General features: G+C 55.9%; 19 protein-coding genes. 16 read left to right on the forward strand and 3 right to left on the reverse strand.

Annotated elements, in window-relative coordinates:
- Positions 1 to 3 precede the first annotated feature (3 nt).
- From O9H85_RS26450 to O9H85_RS26480, 7 genes are all read left to right on the forward strand, one after another.
- Positions 4 to 1,047, forward strand: a complete 1,044-nt coding sequence (locus O9H85_RS26450) for a hypothetical protein (RefSeq protein WP_269884407.1) — start codon at positions 4 to 6, stop codon at positions 1,045 to 1,047.
- Positions 1,048 to 1,072: 25 nt separating this feature from the next.
- The gene (locus tag O9H85_RS26455; protein ID WP_269884408.1) at positions 1,073 to 3,361 is read left to right on the forward strand and encodes a hypothetical protein; all 2,289 of its coding nucleotides are present in this window, start codon (positions 1,073 to 1,075) and stop codon (positions 3,359 to 3,361) included.
- Between the two features lie 17 nt (positions 3,362 to 3,378).
- Entirely contained in the window at positions 3,379 to 4,047 is a 669-nt protein-coding gene (locus O9H85_RS26460) for a TadE/TadG family type IV pilus assembly protein (RefSeq protein ID WP_269884409.1), read from the forward strand.
- The gene (locus tag O9H85_RS26465) at positions 4,044 to 4,568 is read left to right on the forward strand and encodes an A24 family peptidase (protein WP_269884410.1); all 525 of its coding nucleotides are present in this window, start codon (positions 4,044 to 4,046) and stop codon (positions 4,566 to 4,568) included. The genes O9H85_RS26460 and O9H85_RS26465 overlap by 4 nt, the downstream gene beginning before the upstream one ends.
- A 24-nt stretch (positions 4,569 to 4,592) precedes the next feature.
- Complete coding sequence (locus tag O9H85_RS26470) at positions 4,593 to 6,125, forward strand: DUF6382 domain-containing protein (protein WP_269884411.1); 1,533 nt, start codon at positions 4,593 to 4,595, stop codon at positions 6,123 to 6,125.
- 3 nt (positions 6,126 to 6,128) lie between these two features.
- Positions 6,129 to 7,010 carry a PP2C family protein-serine/threonine phosphatase gene (locus tag O9H85_RS26475; RefSeq protein WP_269884412.1) on the forward strand — a complete coding sequence of 294 codons (882 nt, stop codon included), beginning with the start codon at positions 6,129 to 6,131 and terminating at the stop codon, positions 7,008 to 7,010.
- 85 nt (positions 7,011 to 7,095) lie between these two features.
- The gene (locus O9H85_RS26480) at positions 7,096 to 7,386 is read left to right on the forward strand and encodes a Dabb family protein (RefSeq protein WP_269884413.1); all 291 of its coding nucleotides are present in this window, start codon (positions 7,096 to 7,098) and stop codon (positions 7,384 to 7,386) included.
- An 8-nt stretch (positions 7,387 to 7,394) separates the two neighbouring features.
- On the opposite strand, the gene O9H85_RS26485 is transcribed toward O9H85_RS26480, so the two are convergent.
- Both O9H85_RS26485 and O9H85_RS26490 read right to left on the reverse strand, forming a co-directional pair.
- The gene (locus O9H85_RS26485) at positions 7,395 to 7,826 is read right to left on the reverse strand and encodes a DUF2269 family protein (RefSeq protein ID WP_269884414.1); all 432 of its coding nucleotides are present in this window, start codon (positions 7,824 to 7,826) and stop codon (positions 7,395 to 7,397) included.
- Positions 7,827 to 7,931: 105 nt separating this feature from the next.
- The gene (locus O9H85_RS26490; RefSeq protein WP_269884415.1) at positions 7,932 to 8,261 is read right to left on the reverse strand and encodes an ASCH domain-containing protein; all 330 of its coding nucleotides are present in this window, start codon (positions 8,259 to 8,261) and stop codon (positions 7,932 to 7,934) included.
- An 85-nt stretch (positions 8,262 to 8,346) separates the two neighbouring features.
- On the opposite strand from O9H85_RS26490, the gene O9H85_RS26495 reads away from it, so the two are divergent.
- The 4 genes from O9H85_RS26495 to O9H85_RS26510 all read left to right on the forward strand — a co-directional run bounded on the left by O9H85_RS26495 (position 8,347) and on the right by O9H85_RS26510 (position 14,092).
- Complete coding sequence (locus O9H85_RS26495) at positions 8,347 to 9,414, forward strand: M42 family metallopeptidase (protein WP_269884416.1); 1,068 nt, start codon at positions 8,347 to 8,349, stop codon at positions 9,412 to 9,414.
- A gap of 34 nt (positions 9,415 to 9,448) precedes the next feature.
- Positions 9,449 to 11,383, forward strand: a complete 1,935-nt coding sequence (locus O9H85_RS26500) for an ABC-F family ATP-binding cassette domain-containing protein (RefSeq protein ID WP_269884417.1) — start codon at positions 9,449 to 9,451, stop codon at positions 11,381 to 11,383.
- Positions 11,384 to 11,398: 15 nt separating this feature from the next.
- Positions 11,399 to 12,370: a C39 family peptidase gene (locus tag O9H85_RS26505; RefSeq protein WP_269884418.1), complete on the forward strand. Its 972-nt coding sequence runs from the start codon at positions 11,399 to 11,401 to the stop codon at positions 12,368 to 12,370.
- Positions 12,371 to 12,478: 108 nt separating this feature from the next.
- On the forward strand, positions 12,479 to 14,092 hold the full coding sequence (locus O9H85_RS26510; protein ID WP_269884419.1) for an ABC-F family ATP-binding cassette domain-containing protein: 1,614 nt from the start codon (positions 12,479 to 12,481) through the stop codon (positions 14,090 to 14,092).
- A 106-nt stretch (positions 14,093 to 14,198) separates the two neighbouring features.
- Here O9H85_RS26510 and O9H85_RS26515 read toward each other — a convergent pair whose 3' ends face one another.
- Entirely contained in the window at positions 14,199 to 14,417 is a 219-nt protein-coding gene (locus tag O9H85_RS26515) for a hypothetical protein (protein WP_269884420.1), read from the reverse strand.
- Between the two features lie 96 nt (positions 14,418 to 14,513).
- Here O9H85_RS26515 and O9H85_RS26520 point away from each other — a divergent pair, with 96 nt between their 5' ends.
- From O9H85_RS26520 to O9H85_RS26540, 5 genes are all read left to right on the forward strand, one after another.
- Positions 14,514 to 14,861: a thioredoxin family protein gene (locus O9H85_RS26520; RefSeq protein ID WP_269884421.1), complete on the forward strand. Its 348-nt coding sequence runs from the start codon at positions 14,514 to 14,516 to the stop codon at positions 14,859 to 14,861.
- A 46-nt stretch (positions 14,862 to 14,907) separates the two neighbouring features.
- Entirely contained in the window at positions 14,908 to 15,294 is a 387-nt protein-coding gene (locus tag O9H85_RS26525) for a kinase-associated lipoprotein B (RefSeq protein WP_269884422.1), read from the forward strand.
- Between the two features lie 36 nt (positions 15,295 to 15,330).
- Positions 15,331 to 16,719 carry a sensor histidine kinase gene (locus tag O9H85_RS26530; RefSeq protein ID WP_269884423.1) on the forward strand — a complete coding sequence of 463 codons (1,389 nt, stop codon included), beginning with the start codon at positions 15,331 to 15,333 and terminating at the stop codon, positions 16,717 to 16,719.
- A gap of 1 nt (position 16,720) precedes the next feature.
- On the forward strand, positions 16,721 to 17,386 hold the full coding sequence (locus O9H85_RS26535; RefSeq protein ID WP_269884424.1) for a response regulator: 666 nt from the start codon (positions 16,721 to 16,723) through the stop codon (positions 17,384 to 17,386).
- 90 nt (positions 17,387 to 17,476) lie between these two features.
- The gene (locus O9H85_RS26540) at positions 17,477 to 18,553 is read left to right on the forward strand and encodes a Gfo/Idh/MocA family protein (RefSeq protein WP_269884425.1); all 1,077 of its coding nucleotides are present in this window, start codon (positions 17,477 to 17,479) and stop codon (positions 18,551 to 18,553) included.
- Positions 18,554 to 18,558 lie beyond the last annotated feature (5 nt).

Below are 18,558 nucleotides of genomic sequence, written 5' to 3' on the forward strand. Positions count from 1 at the left end.
TTGATGCCTCGGCTGCATAGCAGAGACAAGAAGGGATCCCGGCATCGGTATGCTCCCGGGCTTTGGCGGAGCGAATCCGGTCAATTCTCACTTGAAGCGTCGCTGACCGCTCCGGCGATCGTGCTGACCACGGTACTGCTGCTTTTCCTGGCCTTGACCGCTTATTTCTATGCCAATATGTACCAGAAGACGGTTTTGACGTCGGAACGGACCGCGTTCGTATGGGGTAATACCGGCAAAGACCCCGTTACGGGTGCCATTGAAGCAGGCCGTGACGACGGGCTCTACTGGCGGCTCGCGAACGATCATATTCTCGGACTGTTTACTTTTGCATCCGGCCTCGATGATGTCCGTGTGAAGCTCCCCGCGCAGAGCGGACAAGGAAGCGGCAGCGGTCCGGCAAGCAAGCTGCTTCATGGAGTGGGGCGCTTGCCTTCCGCCTGGGAGGGTGAAGCTGTCTACAGCAATCTTGGGCTTTTGAGGAAGGTGGCCGTACACGCGGAGCAGCAGGTACGCATGCCTTTTGGACATGAGAACGGCGGCTGGGGCCCTAAACGGATGTCGGCGGGCGCCGCTTCTTACGTGACGGATGCAGCCGAAACGATCCGCCTGACCGATCTTACCCGTACGTTTGCGCGCGAGGTTCAAGGTCGAATGAAACCGTCCGAGGCGTTGGCATTAATGAAGGAGCCGGCAGTGGTTTTGAAGGAGCCAGTACGCATTACGAACCATAAGGAAGCCGTGACCTATTTGCGCACGCTCGTCGGAGGAACGGAGAAAATACTGCAGGTGAGCCCGGAGACGAAGCGAACCGTAGACGCCATGGACGCGGGCGGCGTAGCGCATCAAGCGTATTTCAATATCAGCGAGAAAAATTTGCGCGAGGTGCAGATGCCCAAAGACGCGGAGCTGCTTCGAAGCGGCTCCCAAGTGAAAGGTGTCGTCTGGCATTTCTTCAAGCTGACGAATAAGGAGAAGGCTAGCCTGAACAAATCACTGAAGCGGGAGCTGGAGAGCAGGGGGATCGTCGTAATTTTGCATGATTAAGCAGCGAGTGCAAGGAGGGGAACTTATGTCCGTGGGAAACGGACTATGGCGGGACCGGCAGGGAGCGGTTTCGGTTTATTTGATGGCTGTGCTGGTGCCCGTATTTCTGTTTTGCGGACTGTTGATCGATGCGGTGCGTCTCAAGACAGCGGAGAAGGAAACCGAGAATGCGGTGAAAGCCGGCGTTCGTTCCGCTCTGTCGACCTATTCGCCCTCTCTGCAAACGTATGGACTGTTTGGTATTGCGGCGGAAGCGGAAGAGGCCAAACGCGCCTTCGAGCGTACGGTGCAGGGCAGCCTATCGGGACCGCCCGAAGAAGACGGGAGTTTCCGGTTTATCGATAACAGGCTGGTTCCGGCCTCCGTTCATTTGACGCCCATGTATCCTCTGGCGAATCATCAGGTATTCAAGAGGCAGCTATTGGAGGAGATGAAATATCGGGCGCCGATCCTCTATTCGCTCGAAATTTACGATAAATTCAAAAAAAACAATTTAGCTTCAAGGTTGAGTCAAGCGTCCCGCTTCACGAAACAAGCCGCCAAGCTGGAGAAGCTGCTCGATGAGCGTAACGAGAGGCTGGAAGAGGCATGGGACGATTTTCTCGAAATCCGGCAAAAAGCGCTCGATCTTCATCCGTTCTATCAGACGCAGCTTCGGGATTTGAACGAGCTCAGCGGACGGATCGGGATCCATACCGTCGAGGAGGTGCGCGGTACGCTATCCTCCGCCAAGGAGGAGGTTCGAAGGCTCCAGAGCCAGCTCGACGGCATCGACCGGTCGATCACCTCATTGGCGCAGGCGGGAGCCGGAGCGGCCGAAAGCATTCGTCAGCTGTTGATGGCCCGGCAGACGCTGCAGGGGCAGCTGCAGGAGGCTTGGAGTAAAGTAACGCAGTTTGAACAGCTTCTGCAGGATTTGCTCCGTTACGCGGAGCTTCTCACGGTGTTAAAGCTGAAGTCAAGTAAGGATGCCGCTGAATTGTCGGATAAGAAGGAGTTGTTTCAATCGTCCATGACGTCGGCCAAAAAGGCTAACGATCAACTGAACGCCGAGGTTCGCCGCATTCAGTCGGAAGCTGCTGGCGATACGTTGGAGGCCGAGCAAGTCATCGGCAGCATCCCGCTGTACAGCCGGGAAGAGCTGGAGCGTTTTGAATCCGACACTGCCTCTGCGGTTTCTTTCTTTTCGGGGGTTAACGCTCAAATTCAAGACGGACTTATGTTTACGCAGCAAAAATATAACCAGACAGACTCGGCTCTCGAGCTGTTTCTCCAAAAGATCCAAGACATCTATGCTGAGCAGAACGCAAAGCAATCTGCAAGAAAGCAGCATAACGGCGCCGTTAAGGCATCGAAGCGGGATGAGAGGAACAAGGCTCAGAGCTACCTGGACCAAGTCAAGAGAGGGCTTGGCAGCTGCAGCCTGGTTTCGGCGGTCGATCCGTATCAAGAGCTGTACCGCAAGCTGCAGGGAGATCCATCCCGGCCCGGAAGCAAAGGCTTCGTCCAGCTGTATATGGAGCTTAATGCCGCTCGGAAACCGGCGGAGTATCCCGTACCGCAGATCGATTTAAAGGATGCCGATCAGGCGGGCTTCAGCGCGATGAAGCTGGTGTCCTCCATGGCTGGGTTATTGACCGAGGTGCGGGATGAATTTTATGTCGATGAGTTTGCGGTCAGCAAATTCAGTTATCGGACGCTCGGTCTGGAGAAAGACGCTCAAGGAAATGTTGGGCGATCCCGCGAGCTTTCCAAGCCCGAACAGCATCCGCTCGCCAATCAGGAACTCGAATATTTGCTTTACGGGTCCTCCACCTGCGCGGGCAATTATTCTTTGGCGTATGCCGAAATGTTCGCTTTCCGTTTGGCCGTCGGGATGACGGAGTCGCTGATGAAGCCGAGGAACGAGGCGCTTGCCGCAGGGTCTCCGCTCTTAATGGTGCTTGCGGCCGTAGCGGAAGGAGCCGTACAGGCACAGGCGGATATGGCGAAGCTCATTCAAGGGGAGACGGTACCTTTATCCAAGGAGCTGGGGCTCGCCGTCATGCTGGGCTATAAAGATTATTTGCGTGTATTTCTGCTGCTGCACAGTCCGGAAACGGCGCTGCTTTCGCGCATGCAGGCGCTGCTCCAGCTTAACACAGGCCTGGATTTAAGGGAGACAGCCTCCTATGTTTCAGGGCAAGCGAGCACTTCGTTTCGGCTTTGGTTCATGCCGCAAGTCTTGCAGCAGATCGGAAGAAGCGGATTAACGGGCTGCGATGAGGAGGGACGCCGCTGCAGGCTCACTAAAGTCGCAGACTATAACTATTAGATTGCGGGGACATCAGCATGCGGTCGGTTTGGAAGCAAGATCAGGGCGGCGTTGTGCTGGAAGCGGCACTCGTGCTGCCGTTTTTCGTAGCGTTCGTTGCGCTCATGATCGTCCTGGTCCGATTGTCGATAGCGGAGATGGCGTTGCAGTCCGCGGTATCCGAGTCGGCGAAGGTGATCGCGGCGAATATGTACCCGGTGGAGCTGCTTGCGGGTGAAGCGAGAAGCAAGTGGAACGCTAGCCGCCCCAGCGTCTGGCTGGATGAAGCCGTTTCAAGGGTAGAGAACATCAGGCAGCGTGCGGTCGATGCGGAAAGCTTCGTGGAGGAATATGAACACTGGATCCCGGACCCCTTGGTCCGATTGCTGGCTTGGGAGAAATCGAAGCGCGAGCAAGCGGAATCCTGGGGAGCCGGGATGACCGAGGAGGCCAAGGAACGGGCGATGACTGAAATAACGGAAGCGGCTACTCCGATTGTCGCGTTCTTTGCGGACAAACGGAGAATCAATACATCGAAGCTGAAGGTAACGAAGATTACCTTTCCTAATTTTGATCATAAGGAGGAAGCTTTTGTGGGCGTGGAGGCGCAGCTGCAGTTTACGTTCGCCGTTCCCTTTTTCCGAAAAGACGTCCTCCTGAAGAAAAAGGCGCTGGAGCGGGCTTGGGTGGGAGGCAGCGGCATATGACGCTATGGATCATGACGGGATTGCTGCTAGCATGCGCATTTGTGACGGATGTGACGAAGCAGCGCATCCCGAATCGGCTGACTTTGCCCGCAGCCGCCGCCGGACTGTTGGTTCATGCCGTGATGGAGGGCTGGTCCGGCTTGCTGTTCGCTGCGGCAGGGTTGGCCTGCGGTTTCGCACCGATGTTTGCGCTTTATCTGGCAAGAGCCGTGGGTGCCGGCGACGTCAAGTTGTTCGCAGCCGCAGGCTCGATCCTCGGAGCATGGTATACGCTGTATGCGATGTACCTATCGCTCGTATTTGCGGGGATACTGGCGCTTCTCATTTTGTTGTGGCGAAGCGACAGGGGAGAGCGGCTGCGCCATCTGGGGTGGACGCTGGTTCGTTTGCTGCTTTTCCGGGAGACGCAGGCATGGCGCAGCTTGTCCGTCAAGGAAGGCTCGCTCCGATTTCCGCTGATGTGGGCCGTGCTGCCGGGATTCGTGTATGCTTGTGCCGCCGAACCGATAATCGGCATGTAATTATGGGAGGAGGAATTTACTGCGATGCAGCAGCTCTACGGACTTCAGGTAGATTTTACTTATCTGCATGGTCATTACATGGTCGTCAGCGATGCAGACGGTTTAAAAGCCGATGCGCTGTCCGGATTCCAGCTGTCGATGCTGACCATGAACCGCATTCCCCGGCTTTTGGATATGCAAGTAGAGGAGAAGGACGGCGAGCTTAAGCTTTACTATAATGTAACGGGCAAACGGATGCTGACGCAGCGATTGCGTACGGAAAAGCTGACGCTTCAGCGATTTTATTCTCTTTTTTTGGAAATTGCCTGCGTGCTGGACGACAGCAAGATTTATATGCTGCAGCCCGGCAGATACGTGCTTAAGGAGGATTACATCTACTGCGGCGAAAGTCTCGACGATCTTTATTTCACTTATATCCCGAAGGAGCAGCTGGATAATAAATGCTCCGTATCGACCGATCTTCAGCATCTGGCATCAAGGTGTATTCACCGCGTCGATGAGCTGCGGGGAAACGGCTTCCAGGAGCTGATGAGCTACCTCCAGGAAGAGAATTTCAATATCCCCGAATTGAAGCAGCTGTTGATGAAGCATTTGCGGCTTTTGGGTCAAGGTCAGGAACACTCTGCAGCTTATGGGATCGGAACAGGAGAAGGGCGGGACATGTCAAAGTCTGATTCCCGTTTTATCAAACAAGATGCTTTTCTTGAGTCTGTTCCGGAATCCGGAACGCAGTCCGTTTTGATTGAGCCTGACGAATTCCCGGGAATATCGTCGGCTGCGACTGCAAGCAGCGAACGCCGGGAAGGTTCGGATGGCGGAAAGCCTGAAGCCGAAAAGCGCGTAAAAAGAAATAAGACCGTTATCGTGCTGTCAGCGCTGCTGAGCTCCGGTGTCCTTTGGAAATGGTACATCGAAGAGCCCGGATCGGTGACGCTCTATTTGTGTCTTGGTTTGAATATGGCTCTTCTTGCATTTGCGTGGCTGCTGCTCCGAAGGGCCGCACCACCGGACACGCACAAGGATCCGGCCGAGAAGGCGATGGAGGACTGGCTGTCTGGTGTTGACGCTCAGCCGCATAGCGGAGGAGAAGCGGATTTTTTCGAGGAGATCGGCCTGAAGTCTGGCCCATCTGCTCCCATTCCCGATAAAGAAGAGACGCGCGGCATCGACGGGACGAACGCCATGCCGACGACGCTGTTAAGGCCGAATGACGCAACGGTATTTCTGGGCGGCTCTGCGATGAATAACCGAGATCCCGACCCGTCGCTTGAATTTATGCATGACGGCCGCAGGCAGCGCACTGCGATCTCAAAGTCTCATTTCATTATCGGAAGGGGCGCAGGCGAGGCCGACCTCATCGTTGGTGAGCAAGGGGTCTCCAGGGTACATGCCGAGCTCGTCAAGGAAGAGAAGGAGTGCGTGATCCGGGATCTCGGTTCGCGCAACGGCACGTTCGTGAACGGCGAATTATTGGTGCCTTACCGGATGCAACCTTTGCGGGAAGGTGATATAGTTAAGATCATTACGACGGAATATACGTTTAGAATGGGGTCTTAACGGGTGAAAACAAAGATCGCCGTCCATTGGCAGTACGGCGCCGCCACCCATACGGGATGGTACCGGACGCTGAATGAAGACCGCTCCCTGCTTCGCATTGGAAGCACGAAGCAGGGAAAGCCCTATGCCGCAGCCGTGCTCGCGGATGGGATGGGCGGAACGGAGGATGGCGGCGGGGCGAGCGAGCTGGCTGTCAACGCGGTTAAGATGTGGCTGGAGGAGCGGGCGGCCGTGCTGCTGGATGAAGAGAATTACTGGAACGCAGTGGAGAAGGAGCTAAGACAGTTATACCGGCGCATTCACGAGGCGCTGACCGCCTCGCCGTACCGGCAGGGGACTACCTTAAGCGTTCTGCTGCTGACCGATCATTCCTACTTGGTGGCGCATATCGGGGATTGCCGCATTCTTCGGCTTGGCGCTGACGGGGGATGGAGCTTGCTTACCAAAGATCATACCTGGGTGCAGCGGCAAGTCACTTTGTTGAGGATGACGGAACGGGAAGCGATGTGTCACCCGAAGCGGCATATTCTGCTTCGCTCACTTGGCTTGAAGAGGGAGCCCGCCGTTGATTTCCGTACGGGGGTATATCACCCCCGCACGGTGTTCGTACTCATCAGCGACGGATTTCACGACCGAATTACGACAGGCGCTTTGGCGGGATTCATCCGCAAGGAGCTGGCGGATGGAAGCGATCTGCAGCAAATTAGCGAGGGGCTGGTGGAGCGTGCGCTGATGAAACGGGCTGACGACAACGTCAGCCTGCTGCTGCTGCGCCCGTTGGGAGGAAGCGCTCCATTACGCAAACTGTATCGTCTCTATGCAGCGCATGCCTGCCGAAGATTGAAAAAACTGCAAACGCTTATTCCCGTCTTCCGGCAAAGATGATATAATGAAGTATCTATGGGATGCAATGTCGAAGAATAGTCCGCAGCTGCGGTCTAATCCAATCGCTGAGGGAGAACGAGATCTTATGCTGACACATGTCGTTTTATTCAAATTAAAGGATCGCAGCCCGGAGTCGGTTCAAACGACTTACGAGGTGCTGAAGAACATGGAAGGCAAAATTGAGGTGCTGCGCCACATCGAGGTGGGCAAGGACGTGCTTCATCTGGAGCGTTCGTACGATATCGCGCTGATTACGAAGTTTGATTCCGTGGAAGATTTGAAGATATACGACAACCACCCGGTGCACGTACAGGTGAAGGAGCACATGAAGCAAGTACTTGACGGCACCAGCGTTTGCGTAGATTTCGAAGCGTAGAGCGGAAATTACCAGAATAGCGGTTTCATGATCATGAGCCAGAGCATTATGAAGAGCACTGTCAAATACAAGTAAAGCGCGCGGCTTAGCTTGTTCAGCAGGACGGTGCGGTTTGGCTCCTGCTTCCGAAGCAAGCGGATCGTCGGCGAGAAGGCACGGGCCATGAAGAACAGCGAGAGGAACAACACGACGAAGGTGCCGAAGATCCAGGGCGTATTCCAGGGCCAATCGCCCAGCCACATCAGCAGCAGTCCGGAGAAGACGAGGACATGTCCGGCATGCTTGGACAAGCGGACCGCGAAGGTGAAGGAATCCAGATAGGCTTCGTACACCGCTCCTTCGGAAGCTCGCAGCTTTTTCAGCATAGGGATCAGGGCAAAGAAGGGGCCGATGGAAACCATGGCACTGATGGAATGAATGAAGACAAGCCAAAGATACATGAAATCGAAAGCCTCCAGGGATCGGTAATGAAGTGAGAAAACAGTGTAGCTTTCACTACACTGTTTTCTTGTATATGGACAGGCGTTTCAGGCTGACGCGTTCGGTCAGACGGCGCGGAATTCGTGAACCCATACTTTCATGTGCGGCAGCCAAGGCATGCCGGCATGCATGGATAGGATATAATTTTTGTAGGCCTCCACGTTTTCGTAGCCTTCCATACGTACGGCTTCGTCCGTCAGCTCGCCCAGCGACTGCTGATAAACGCGGGTAACCTCGAATTTATGGCCTTTGAGCTCCATGATTTCGCCGGGATCGGCATAACGGCCGTTGCGGCGGGTAGCGGTTTTCTCACCGCAAAGTACCTTTTCTACGTCGGCTTCAACGGTGACCAAACGGTCGATGGAACACGTTTTCGGCGGTAAGGATTCGGACATGGTAAAAAGTTCCTCCTTGAATTTGATTTCCATGGACAGCTTACCGCAAAATGGTATAAGAATCAAATGAACGGAGAGTGAACGAATGAGTCTCAAGATCGATACAACCTATGTTCTCCAAATTCTTGAAACGCTGCTTAACACCCCCAGCCCCAGCGGCTATTGCGGACCCATTATGCGCAAGCTGTCGGAGGCCGCGGCCGAGCTCGGCTATGAGCTGGAATATACTCCGAAAGGGTGCGGCATCATTCGCGTTCCCGGGAAGCGAACGGGCCGAACGATCGGCTTGTCGGGGCATGTCGATACGCTGGGAGCGATGGTACGTTCGATTAAATCCAGCGGTACGCTTCGTTTTACATTGATCGGCGGATATATGATGGGTTCGGTTGAGAACGAATACTGCCAGATTCATACCCGGGACGGCCGGGTGTATGACGGGACGATTCTGACGACGAAGCCGTCGGTTCATGTTTATCCCGATGCCAGAGAGATGAAACGGGAAGAAGCGGTTATGGAGATCAGGCTGGATGAACCGGTACATTCTGTAGACGACGTAAAGGAGCTCGGAATCGGAGTCGGCGATATCGTATCGTTCGATCCGAGGGCGCAGTTCAAGCCCAACGGCTACATTAAGTCGCGCCATCTGGACGATAAAGCCGGCGTAGCCGCGCTGTTCGGTTTGCTGGAGGCGCTCCGCAGGGAGAACATCCAGCCGGAATATCCGCTGCAAATTCTTATTAGCACCTACGAAGAGGTCGGTCACGGCGCTTCCTGGATCCCTTCCGAGATCGAAGAGCTGATTGCGGTCGATATGGGGGCGATGGGAGACGATCTCAGCTGCAAGGAGACCGACGTATCCATCTGCGCGAAGGATTCCTCCGGTCCTTACGACTACGCCATGACCGGCAAGCTGATCGAGCTGGCGCGCAGGGAAGGGATTCCGCATGCGGTCGATATTTACCCGCAGTACGGATCGGACGCTTCCGCAGCTCTGCGCGGGGGAAGCAACATCCGGGCGGCGCTGATCGGCCCGGGCGTTCACGCCTCGCACGCGATGGAGCGGACGCATGCGCAAGCGGTTTGCAATACGGCCGCACTGCTGGCGGCTTATATCCTGGAACCTGCCGAGCCATACGGCAAAGCGGCATTTTGATGGCCTCCCGGCGAAAAGGAGCGTTGAACGAACAATGAACATTTTAACGGTGGAGCAGCTGGTCAAAACGTACGGCGAGAAGGTGCTCTTCGACCATATCGATTTTCAAATCAACGAGAAAGAACGCATCGGCCTCGTCGGCGTCAATGGCACGGGCAAATCGACGGTTCTTAAAATCATGGCGGGCCTTGAGCCGGTTGAAAGCGGCAAGCTGCTTCACTCCAACCATTTTCGGGTGGAATACTTGCCGCAAAACCCCGCGTTTGAATCCGATTCGACCGTACTGGAGCAGGTGTTCTACGGCGATACGCCGCTGATGCAGGCGCTGCGTGAATACGAATGGGTGCTCGCGGAGCTTCAGCTTGATCCGGCTGACGAGAAGCGCCAGGCAAAGTTGTTCGCGGCACAGCAGCGGATGGATGCGACAGGCGCCTGGGAGGCCGCTACGCAGGCCAAGACTGTGCTGACGCAGCTGGGGCTTCACGACTTCGGCCAAAGGGTAGGCACGCTGTCAGGCGGACAGCGCAAGCGCGTCGCGATGGCAAGGGTGCTGATCCAGCCGGCGGACCTGCTTATTCTGGACGAGCCGACCAACCATATCGATCACGAAACGGTGGAGTGGCTGGAGGAGTTCCTCGCCAAGTGGAAGGGGGCTCTCCTGATCGTCACGCACGACAGGTATTTCCTCGACCGGGTGACCAACCGGATCTTCGAGTTGGACAGGGGCAAGCTGTACGCCTACGAAGGCAATTACGCCGCATTCTTGGAGAAAAAGGCGGAGCGGATGGAGCGAGAGGCGGCCGAGGAGGACAAGCGGCAAAACCAGCTTCGCCGCGAGCTTGCCTGGCTGCGGCGGGGCGCCAAAGCGCGTACGACAAAGCAAAAAGCCCGCGTGGAGCGCGTCATCGAGCTGCGCGACCGCAAGGTTGCCGGCCCCTCCGCTTCCATGGATATGGCGCTCGGAGCAAGCCGGCTCGGCAAGAAGATCATGGAGCTGGAAGACGTGACCAAGTCGTACGGCGAGCGCCGGCTGGTTCGCGATTTCAGTTATATCGTACTGCCGGAAGACCGCATCGGCATCATCGGTCCGAACGGCAGCGGCAAATCGACGTTCCTGAACATGCTGGCCGGCCGGATTCAACCGGACAGCGGAACGATCGAGCTCGGAACGACGGTCAAGCTTGCTTATTACACGCAGGAAAACGTGGAAATGGACGAAAAGCAGCGGGTGATCGAATATATTAAAGATACGGCTGAAGTGATCCGAACCGCTGACGGCGAAGCCGTAACCGCGGCTCAAATGCTGGAGCGGTTCCTGTTCACCCCCGCTCAGCAGTGGACGCCGATCGGCAAGCTGTCGGGCGGGGAAAGGCGGCGGCTCTATTTACTTCGAACGCTGATGGGCGAACCGAACGTATTGCTGCTCGACGAGCCGACGAACGACCTGGATATTCAAACGCTGACGATTTTGGAGGAGTATCTAGAAGATTTCCCGGGCGTCGTCATCACGGTATCCCATGACCGTTATTTCCTGGACCGGACGGCTGACCATCTGTTCGTTTTCGAAGGAGACGGACGAATCCGGCGCTTTTTCGGAAATTACACCGAATACATGGAAGCGGCGAAGCTCGAGCAGAAGCAGGAGGAGCAGGCCCGCAAGGAAGCGCGCGAGACGGTTTCCTCCAAGCCTCAGGCTGCAGGAGACAACGGGGACAAGCGCGAAACGGGCCGCCCGCGCAAGCTGTCGTATAAAGAGCAGAAAGAATGGGACGAAATCGAAGACGTCATTGCAGGTCTGGAAGATCAGCTTGAGATCACCCGCAAGCGCATCGAGCAAGCCGGCAGCAACTTCGGCAAGGTGAACGATTTGTACCGGGAGGAGCAGGAGCTTACGGCGAAGCTTGAGCAAGCGATGGACCGGTGGACCGAGCTCTCCGAGCTGGTGGAGCAAATCGCGCAAAACAAATAGAGAGAAGGTAGGCGGATGAGAGGGGAAACCGCAAGGAGCAGCGTACCCGTTTGGATGAAACCAATCGTTTACGGCGCCGGGTGCATGGTCATCGCCGGAGGCGTGCTGCCTGGGTGTACGATTGTCCATGATACCAAGGCGTCTGCCGGATATCCGAACGTGCCGACGGCTGCGTCCGCTCCATTTCCGGCCGCCACCCCGACATCGATCCAGACGGACGAGGGGACGGAGGAATCGCCGTCCGCACCCTACCTGGTTGTGAAGGAAGGCCGCCGTCTCGGAAGCTTCAATAACTTGAAGGAAGCGCTCGAGGCGGCGAAGAACAAATCCGGCGCGCGTATCGACTTCAAGAAGCTGGGAAGCACTTTATGGTCTGAGGAGCCTTTGCAGGCAGAGCGGCATATCGAAGCGCCGCTCATATACCAGATGCCGGAGCTGGAACGGGGCTGCGAAGTGACGAGCCTGGCGATGCTGCTGCAGCAGGCCGGCGTCGATGCCGACAAGATGACGCTCGCGGAGGAGGTCAAGAAGGATGAGACCCCTTTTGAAATCGTCGACCATATGATTCATTTCGGCAATCCGAACACCGGCTTCGTCGGCGATATTGCGACCTTCCAAGAGCCAGGCTTAGGCGTTTATCATGGGCCGGTGAAGGAGCTGGCGGAGCGGTACTTGCCCGGAAGAGTCGTCGACGCTACCGGAGCCGAGTTCGACGACGTCCTGCGTCTGCTTCAAGCCGGCGCACCGGTATGGGTCATCGTGAACATGCAGTATCAGGAGCTGGACGACGACCAGTTCGAGACCTGGGTTACGCCGGAAGGGATGCTCGATATTACGTACCAGGAGCATTCCGTGCTCATTACCGGCTTTGACGATGAGTATGTATACTTCAACGATCCGCTGGGCGAGGACGAGCGGGCGGAGCGGACCGACTTCCAGGCGGCTTGGGAGCAAATGGGCCGTCAAGCGATTACTTATGCCAAGTAATGCGGCATGAACGAATCCCGGTGGGAAATTTACCGGATTTATGGTATAATTTACGTTTGGAAGCGAAGGAATCCATCGAATTTATATAAAAGGCAGGTTTTCAATCGAATGATTACGGTTTCTAATGTTTCGCTGAGGTATGGCAAGCGGGCGCTTTTCGAAGACGTCAACATCAAATTTACGCCGGGCAACTGCTACGGTCTGATCGGTGCCAACGGCGCTGGGAAATCGACCTTCCTGAAAATTTTATCCGGCGAGCTCGAGCCGAATAAAGGCGAAGTGAGCATCACTCCCGGAGAGCGGATGGCGGTGCTGAAGCAGGATCACTTCCAATACGAAGAAGTGGAAGTGCTGAAGACTGTGATTAAAGGTCATGCCCGTCTCTTCCAGATCATGGAGGAAAAAGACGCTATCTACGCGAAGTCCGATTTCTCCGAGGAGGACGGCATGCGCGCGGCCGAGCTGGAAGGCGAGTTCCAGGAGCTGGACGGCTGGCAGGCGGAATCGGACGCCGCGGAGCTGCTCATCGGTCTCGGCATTTCGAAGGATCTGCACGACCTGAAGATGAAAGAGCTAGACGGCAATCAGAAGGTGCGCGTTCTGCTGGCGCAAGCGTTATTCGGTACGCCGAACATTCTGCTGCTTGACGAGCCGACGAACCATTTGAACATCGAATCGATCAATTGGCTCGAGAATTTCCTTGCGAAATACGAAGGCACCGTCATCGTCGTATCCCATGACCGTCACTTCCTGAACCAGGTTTGCACGCATATCGCGGATATCGACTTCGGCAAAATTCAAATGTATGTCGGCAACTATGACTTCTGGTACGAGTCCAGCCAGCTGGCGACGAAGCTCATGCGCGAGCAGAACAAGAAGATCGAAGAAAAGCGCAAAGAGCTGGAGGCGTTCATCGCGCGATTCAGCGCGAATGCTTCTAAATCGAAGCAGGCGACATCCCGGAAGAAGACACTTGAGAAGCTTACGCTGGAAGACATTAAGCCTTCGACGCGGAAATATCCGTTCATCAAATTCAATCCGGAGCGCGAAGCAGGCAAGCAACTATTGACCGTTGACCGGATCAGCAAAACCGTCGACGGACAAAAGGTGCTGAACAACGTCAGCTTCGTCGTCAATAAAGGCGATAAAATCGCCCTTGTCGGCCCGAACGGGATCGCCAAGTCGACGCTTTTCCAAATTCTCGCCGGGGAGCTGGAAGCGGACGAAGGCGAATTCGCTTGGGGCATTACAACGACGCAGGCTTATTTCCCGAAGGACAACTCGGAATATTTCAACACGGACATGAACCTTGTGGATTGGCTGCGCCAGTATTCCAAGGAGCAGGATGAATCTTACTTGCGCGGTTTCCTTGGCCGCATGTTGTTCTCCGGCGAAGAAGCGCTGAAGAAGGCCAGCGTCCTGTCCGGGGGCGAGAAGGTTCGGTGCATGCTCTCGAAGATGATGATGAGCGGCGCTAACGTATTGATGCTTGACGAGCCGACGAACCACTTGGACCTCGAATCGATTACCGCGCTTAACAACGGTTTGATCGATTTCGACGGCACGATGCTGTTCGTGTCGCATGACCATCAGTTCGTTCAGACGATCGCGAACCGGATCATTGAGCTGACTCCAAGCGGTCTGATCGATAAAGTCATCACGTACGACGAATACCTGGCGAGCGAAGACATCCGGAAGCAGCGCGAAGCGCAGTACGCCTAAGACGGGCTCGCAGCGTCCGGCTGATCCTGCAAGCAGATAGAAAAAAGGATGAGACGCCTTCCCGGGCAGGGAAGACGCTCATCCTTCTTTTCCGCTTGAAGCCGCCTTAGCTTCCGCCGGTGCGGCGGCGCTGATTGTTCGGCTTTTTATTGTTCTGGCTTTTCATGACCGCGCTGCTGCCCGCCCGCTGCTGGGCGCCATTGTTGCCGTCCTTCTGCGCTTGTTTCTTCTGAGCGAGCTTATTCTTGATCGCATCGGCCAGGCTCACTTTGCGGGTTTCGCTTTGTTCTTCTGCATGGTTTTGATTGGAATCGGATTCCGTCATGATTGGTAACACCTTCCCTGTAACGTATGTTTCCATTCTAATGGTTTACCCCTACAGAAGCAATATCTAACGCTAACTTCGAGAGGAGCATGGGTCATGCCGCTGCAGGAATGGACGCAGGCCGAGGTGCTTGCACGCACGGGAGAAGGCGCTGCGGCGCCGGAAGGAACCGATAGCTCCGGCGTATGGTACCTTTACTTTTACACCCCCTTCTGCGGTACATGCAAGGTCGGGCTTCGCATGCTGGAGATCATTTCGGCGATTCATCCGGAGCGGTGCATCGGCAAAATCAACATTCATTTCGCCCCCAAGCTGACAGGCTGGTGGCAAATCGAGAGCATCCCATGCCTGATCAAGCTGGAGCGCGGCATCATTCGCGGCAAGCGTTACCGTCTGGGAGGCGTGGATGAAGTGCTGTCCTGGATGAACGGAGGCTCCCGCTGATCCGGTCCGGACGTTTCCCCATTCACGTATACAAGGAGTGAGTTCGATGCAAGAGCAAATGTTTACCGTAGGGATGCGGGTACGCGCTTCCTACAAAACCGGCGAATACATCGGCGAAATCGCGGAAGCGCCTTCGGCCGTTAAAGCGGCGGTTCAGATTCTCGCCGTCGTTAAGCATCCGACGCAAGGCGATCTGCACAATCCGATGGACCCCGATGTCGGCTTTTTCCATCAGCGGCGCGCGCTGGCCTACCGCGAGATCGCGCTGATGCCGCTGAATACGATCCGCCCTTATCACGGTGAAGTTCCCGATTATACGGCTTCGCTGAAGGAAGCATTGGCCTCCGAGCTGGAGCTGATGGACCGGACGGCCAGGTGGGCTTCAAGGTGCAAGCAGGAGCTGGAGCAGTTAACGAAGGAGTATTCGCTGTAACCGGGAGCGAACCCGAACGAGAGGAGATCGCTGGCGATGCTGTTCGTGCTCGTCGGATTATGGACGATCGGGCTGCTGCTCTTGCTTACGGACCTGAAGCGCCCCACTACCCGGTGGATCAGCAGCATCGCTTTCACCGGAGGCTCCGGAGGGTTGTCGGCGGTCATTCACGACGATTTGAATCCGCTGCTGTCCGCTCGCGGTTGGATGTCCGAGCCTGCCACAAGGCTGCTCGGGGAGCTGGAGACGATCAGCTCGCTTGTCTGTTATTATGGCTTGCCTTATACGTTCCTTATGTTTGCCATCGTGTATTATCCGAACTACCAGAAATGGACGCGAAGAAGCCTGCTTCCATGGCTCCTTCTGATTCCCGTACTGCTGTCTCTGGCTTTCGAGCCGAGAGCCGGGGAACCGATTCCTTACCGGTATGTCACGTGCTGGGCTGCGCCTTATATTGCGGGAGGCGTCTGTCTTCTCCTTATGGCGCTGACGAAGGAACGGAATTCGTATTTGAAGCGGAGCCGCATGTTCACCGTGATGGCGGCGGTGCCGACGCTTTGCTTTGCCTTGTTCACTTTGTATTTGCTTCCGACCTTCTTCGGGCTGTATGAGTGGTGGCGTTACAACGCCTGGGTCATCGCTTTCACGCTGGCCGTGATCATCGGCTCCAGCTTCCGTTACGGTTTCATGGGACTGCAAATTTCGATCCGGAACCAGCGGCTGGATTATACGCTCCGCGCCATAACTTCCGGAACGGCGATTTTGAATCACGCCATCAAGAATGATGTGGGCAAAATCCGGCTGTTCAGCGAAAAGGTGAAGTCCGACGTCCAGTCCGGCCAAAGCGATCCCGGGGAGCTCGCGTCGGATATCGACGTCATCATGAACACATCGCAGCACATTTACGAGATGATCTCCCGTATCCAAGGACAGACGCAGGAATCGGAGCTTCGCTTGGAGCCGTTAAGGCTGGGTGAGGTGCTAAGCGAGTGCATCCGGGCGCTGGCTCCTGTGATGACGGGTATCGAGGTTAGTGCGTATTTTGCCTGTGAGGGAGATATGGTTGGAGACCGCGCGCAATTGGCGGAAGTGTTCACGAATGTGCTGACGAATGCGGCGGAGGCGATGCCGGGCGGCGGGACGCTCACGGTGCGTTTGACGGAAACGAAGCGCAGCCGCGTAGTAGAGATCAAGGATACGGGCGAGGGCATGAGCAAACGGCAGTTGAAGCAGGTATTCGATCCGTTCTATACGACCAAGCACGGTAAAAAATTGAACTTCGGCTTGGGCTTGTCTTACTGTTATAATATTATACAGAAGCACAAGGGGACGATGAACATCCACAGCAAACCGGGTCAGGGCACCAGCGTATTCATTCAATTTCCCAAAAAGAAACGACTGCCCATCGGAAGGGAGCTCGTGTAAAATGGTACAAGAACCTACTCCGATCCGCGTAGTGATCGTCGAGGACGATCCGGATTGGCTGCGCGGGCTGCAAAGCTATTTGCGCAAGGAGCCGGACATCGACGTCGTCGGTCAAGCGTCGCGGGGACAAGAAGCGGTTGAGCTGCTCGAGAAGCTGGAAGCGGACGTCGTCCTGATGGATATTATGATGGCCGATAACCCGGAAGGGCTTTGGGCGGCCGCCGAGATCGTCAAATGCAGCGGCGCGCGGGTCATCATGCTGTCATCCATGGAAGAGAAGGACGTCATCTTCGAAGCGTTCCAGGCCGGGGCGGTCGACTATATGGTGAAATCCAATTATAACGACATTCCCGCTGCCGTCCGCAATGCCTATGCGAACCGCAGCGCCATCCACCCGAGCGTAGCCGCTGCCATGCGCGACGAGTTTCGCAGGCTGAGGCAGCTGGAGCAGGACGTGCGGGTGAAGGAGCTGCGGAATTTGCTGACGCCGACCGAGTTTCAGGTGCTCGACCTGATCGAGAAAGGCCACACGCAAACGCAGATCGCCGACAAGTTCGTCGTTTCGATCCGGACGATCAAGGTGCACGTCGGGAGCATCCTGAAGAAGCTCGGGGGCAAGAGCAGCAAGGAAGCCGCGCAGAAGGCAAAAGACATGGGCATTTTGTAAGCGTTAAGCTGCAATCATTGATAGATGAAGCAACAGCATCAGCAACCATTCTAGCATCCGGCTGTTCCGGATATCGGAGGTAACGTACCCATGGTTTCCAATGAAAAAGTACGCATCGGCATCATTGGCGCAGGCAACATCGGCAATGTTCACATGAAAGAATTCAAGAAGCTGGATGAATGCACCGTCGTCGCAGTCACGGATGCCTTCCCGGAGCTTGCGCAAAGCCGCGCAAAGGAGCACGGCATTCCCGTCGTGCACGAGAATTACAAGGCGATGCTGGCCGATTCCCAGATCGACGCGGTCGTCGTTGCCGTACCGAACGAGATGCATGCGCCGATCGCAATCGAAGCGCTGGAGTCGGGCAAGCACGTGCTGTTGGAGAAGCCGATGGCGTTTAACGCCGCTTCCGCCAAGGACATTGTACGTGCGTTCCTGAAATCGCAGCGGGTGCTCATGATGGCGCATCAGATGCGCTGGGAGCCGTTAAACCTTCAAGTGAAAGAACAAATCGAGAAGGGCGCTTTAGGCCACATTTACAATGTGAAAACCGGCTGGATGCGCCGCAAGGGCATCCCGGGCTGGGGAACGTGGTTTACCCAAATGAATAAATCGGGAGGAGGCCCGCTGATCGACATCGGCGTGCATATGCTCGACCTGTCGCTTCACTTGATGGGCGGCGCGAAGCCGGTTTCCGTCTTCGGCACAACCTACGCCGAATTCGGACCGAAGAAGCGCGGCATCGGCACCTGGGGCAAGCCGGATTGGAACGGGCTTTACGACGTGGAGGACTTGGCCACGGCGCTGATCAAGATGGACAACGGCAGCACACTGTCGCTTGACGTCAGCTGGGCCGCGAATACGGATTTTATCGATAATCAGCCCTATATTTATTTGATGGGCTCCGAAGGCGGAGCTTCGCTGCGCGCGGGGAAAGGCAAGCTGCATAAGGAAGTGTTCGACCGTACGGCCGATATCGAGCTGACGGTTCCGTCAGTGGACGAAGGCTCCCGCGTTCGCATGAGCCGCCATTTTATCGAGTGCATCCGGGGGGGCAAGGAGCCTTTAACTTCCGCGATGTCGGGGCTTACCAACAGCCTGGTGCTGGAAGCGATCTACGAATCGTCCCGCACGGGCCAAGCGGTAACGCTGGATTGGAGTTTGTAAGCGAA

The organism is Paenibacillus gyeongsangnamensis (genome assembly GCF_027533625.1).
Lineage (GTDB): Bacteria > Bacillota > Bacilli > Paenibacillales > NBRC-103111 > Paenibacillus_G > Paenibacillus_G gyeongsangnamensis.

Excerpts from the sequence above, each read along its gene's own strand:
- O9H85_RS26450 (WP_269884407.1), top strand. The coding sequence starts at position 4 with ATGCCTCGGCTGCATAGCAGAGACAAGAAGGGATCCCGGCATCGGTAT.
- O9H85_RS26455 (WP_269884408.1), top strand. The coding sequence starts at position 1,073 with ATGTCCGTGGGAAACGGACTATGGCGGGACCGGCAGGGAGCGGTTTCG.
- O9H85_RS26460 (WP_269884409.1), top strand. The coding sequence starts at position 3,379 with ATGCGGTCGGTTTGGAAGCAAGATCAGGGCGGCGTTGTGCTGGAAGCG.
- O9H85_RS26465 (WP_269884410.1), top strand. The coding sequence starts at position 4,044 with ATGACGCTATGGATCATGACGGGATTGCTGCTAGCATGCGCATTTGTG.
- O9H85_RS26470 (WP_269884411.1), top strand. The coding sequence starts at position 4,593 with ATGCAGCAGCTCTACGGACTTCAGGTAGATTTTACTTATCTGCATGGT.
- O9H85_RS26480 (WP_269884413.1), top strand. The coding sequence starts at position 7,096 with ATGCTGACACATGTCGTTTTATTCAAATTAAAGGATCGCAGCCCGGAG.
- O9H85_RS26485 (WP_269884414.1), bottom strand. The coding sequence starts at position 7,826 with ATGTATCTTTGGCTTGTCTTCATTCATTCCATCAGTGCCATGGTTTCC.
- O9H85_RS26490 (WP_269884415.1), bottom strand. The coding sequence starts at position 8,261 with ATGTCCGAATCCTTACCGCCGAAAACGTGTTCCATCGACCGTTTGGTC.
- O9H85_RS26495 (WP_269884416.1), top strand. The coding sequence starts at position 8,347 with ATGAGTCTCAAGATCGATACAACCTATGTTCTCCAAATTCTTGAAACG.
- O9H85_RS26500 (WP_269884417.1), top strand. The coding sequence starts at position 9,449 with ATGAACATTTTAACGGTGGAGCAGCTGGTCAAAACGTACGGCGAGAAG.
- O9H85_RS26505 (WP_269884418.1), top strand. The coding sequence starts at position 11,399 with ATGAGAGGGGAAACCGCAAGGAGCAGCGTACCCGTTTGGATGAAACCA.
- O9H85_RS26510 (WP_269884419.1), top strand. The coding sequence starts at position 12,479 with ATGATTACGGTTTCTAATGTTTCGCTGAGGTATGGCAAGCGGGCGCTT.
- O9H85_RS26515 (WP_269884420.1), bottom strand. The coding sequence starts at position 14,417 with ATGACGGAATCCGATTCCAATCAAAACCATGCAGAAGAACAAAGCGAA.
- O9H85_RS26520 (WP_269884421.1), top strand. The coding sequence starts at position 14,514 with ATGCCGCTGCAGGAATGGACGCAGGCCGAGGTGCTTGCACGCACGGGA.
- O9H85_RS26525 (WP_269884422.1), top strand. The coding sequence starts at position 14,908 with ATGCAAGAGCAAATGTTTACCGTAGGGATGCGGGTACGCGCTTCCTAC.
- O9H85_RS26530 (WP_269884423.1), top strand. The coding sequence starts at position 15,331 with ATGCTGTTCGTGCTCGTCGGATTATGGACGATCGGGCTGCTGCTCTTG.
- O9H85_RS26535 (WP_269884424.1), top strand. The coding sequence starts at position 16,721 with ATGGTACAAGAACCTACTCCGATCCGCGTAGTGATCGTCGAGGACGAT.
- O9H85_RS26540 (WP_269884425.1), top strand. The coding sequence starts at position 17,477 with ATGGTTTCCAATGAAAAAGTACGCATCGGCATCATTGGCGCAGGCAAC.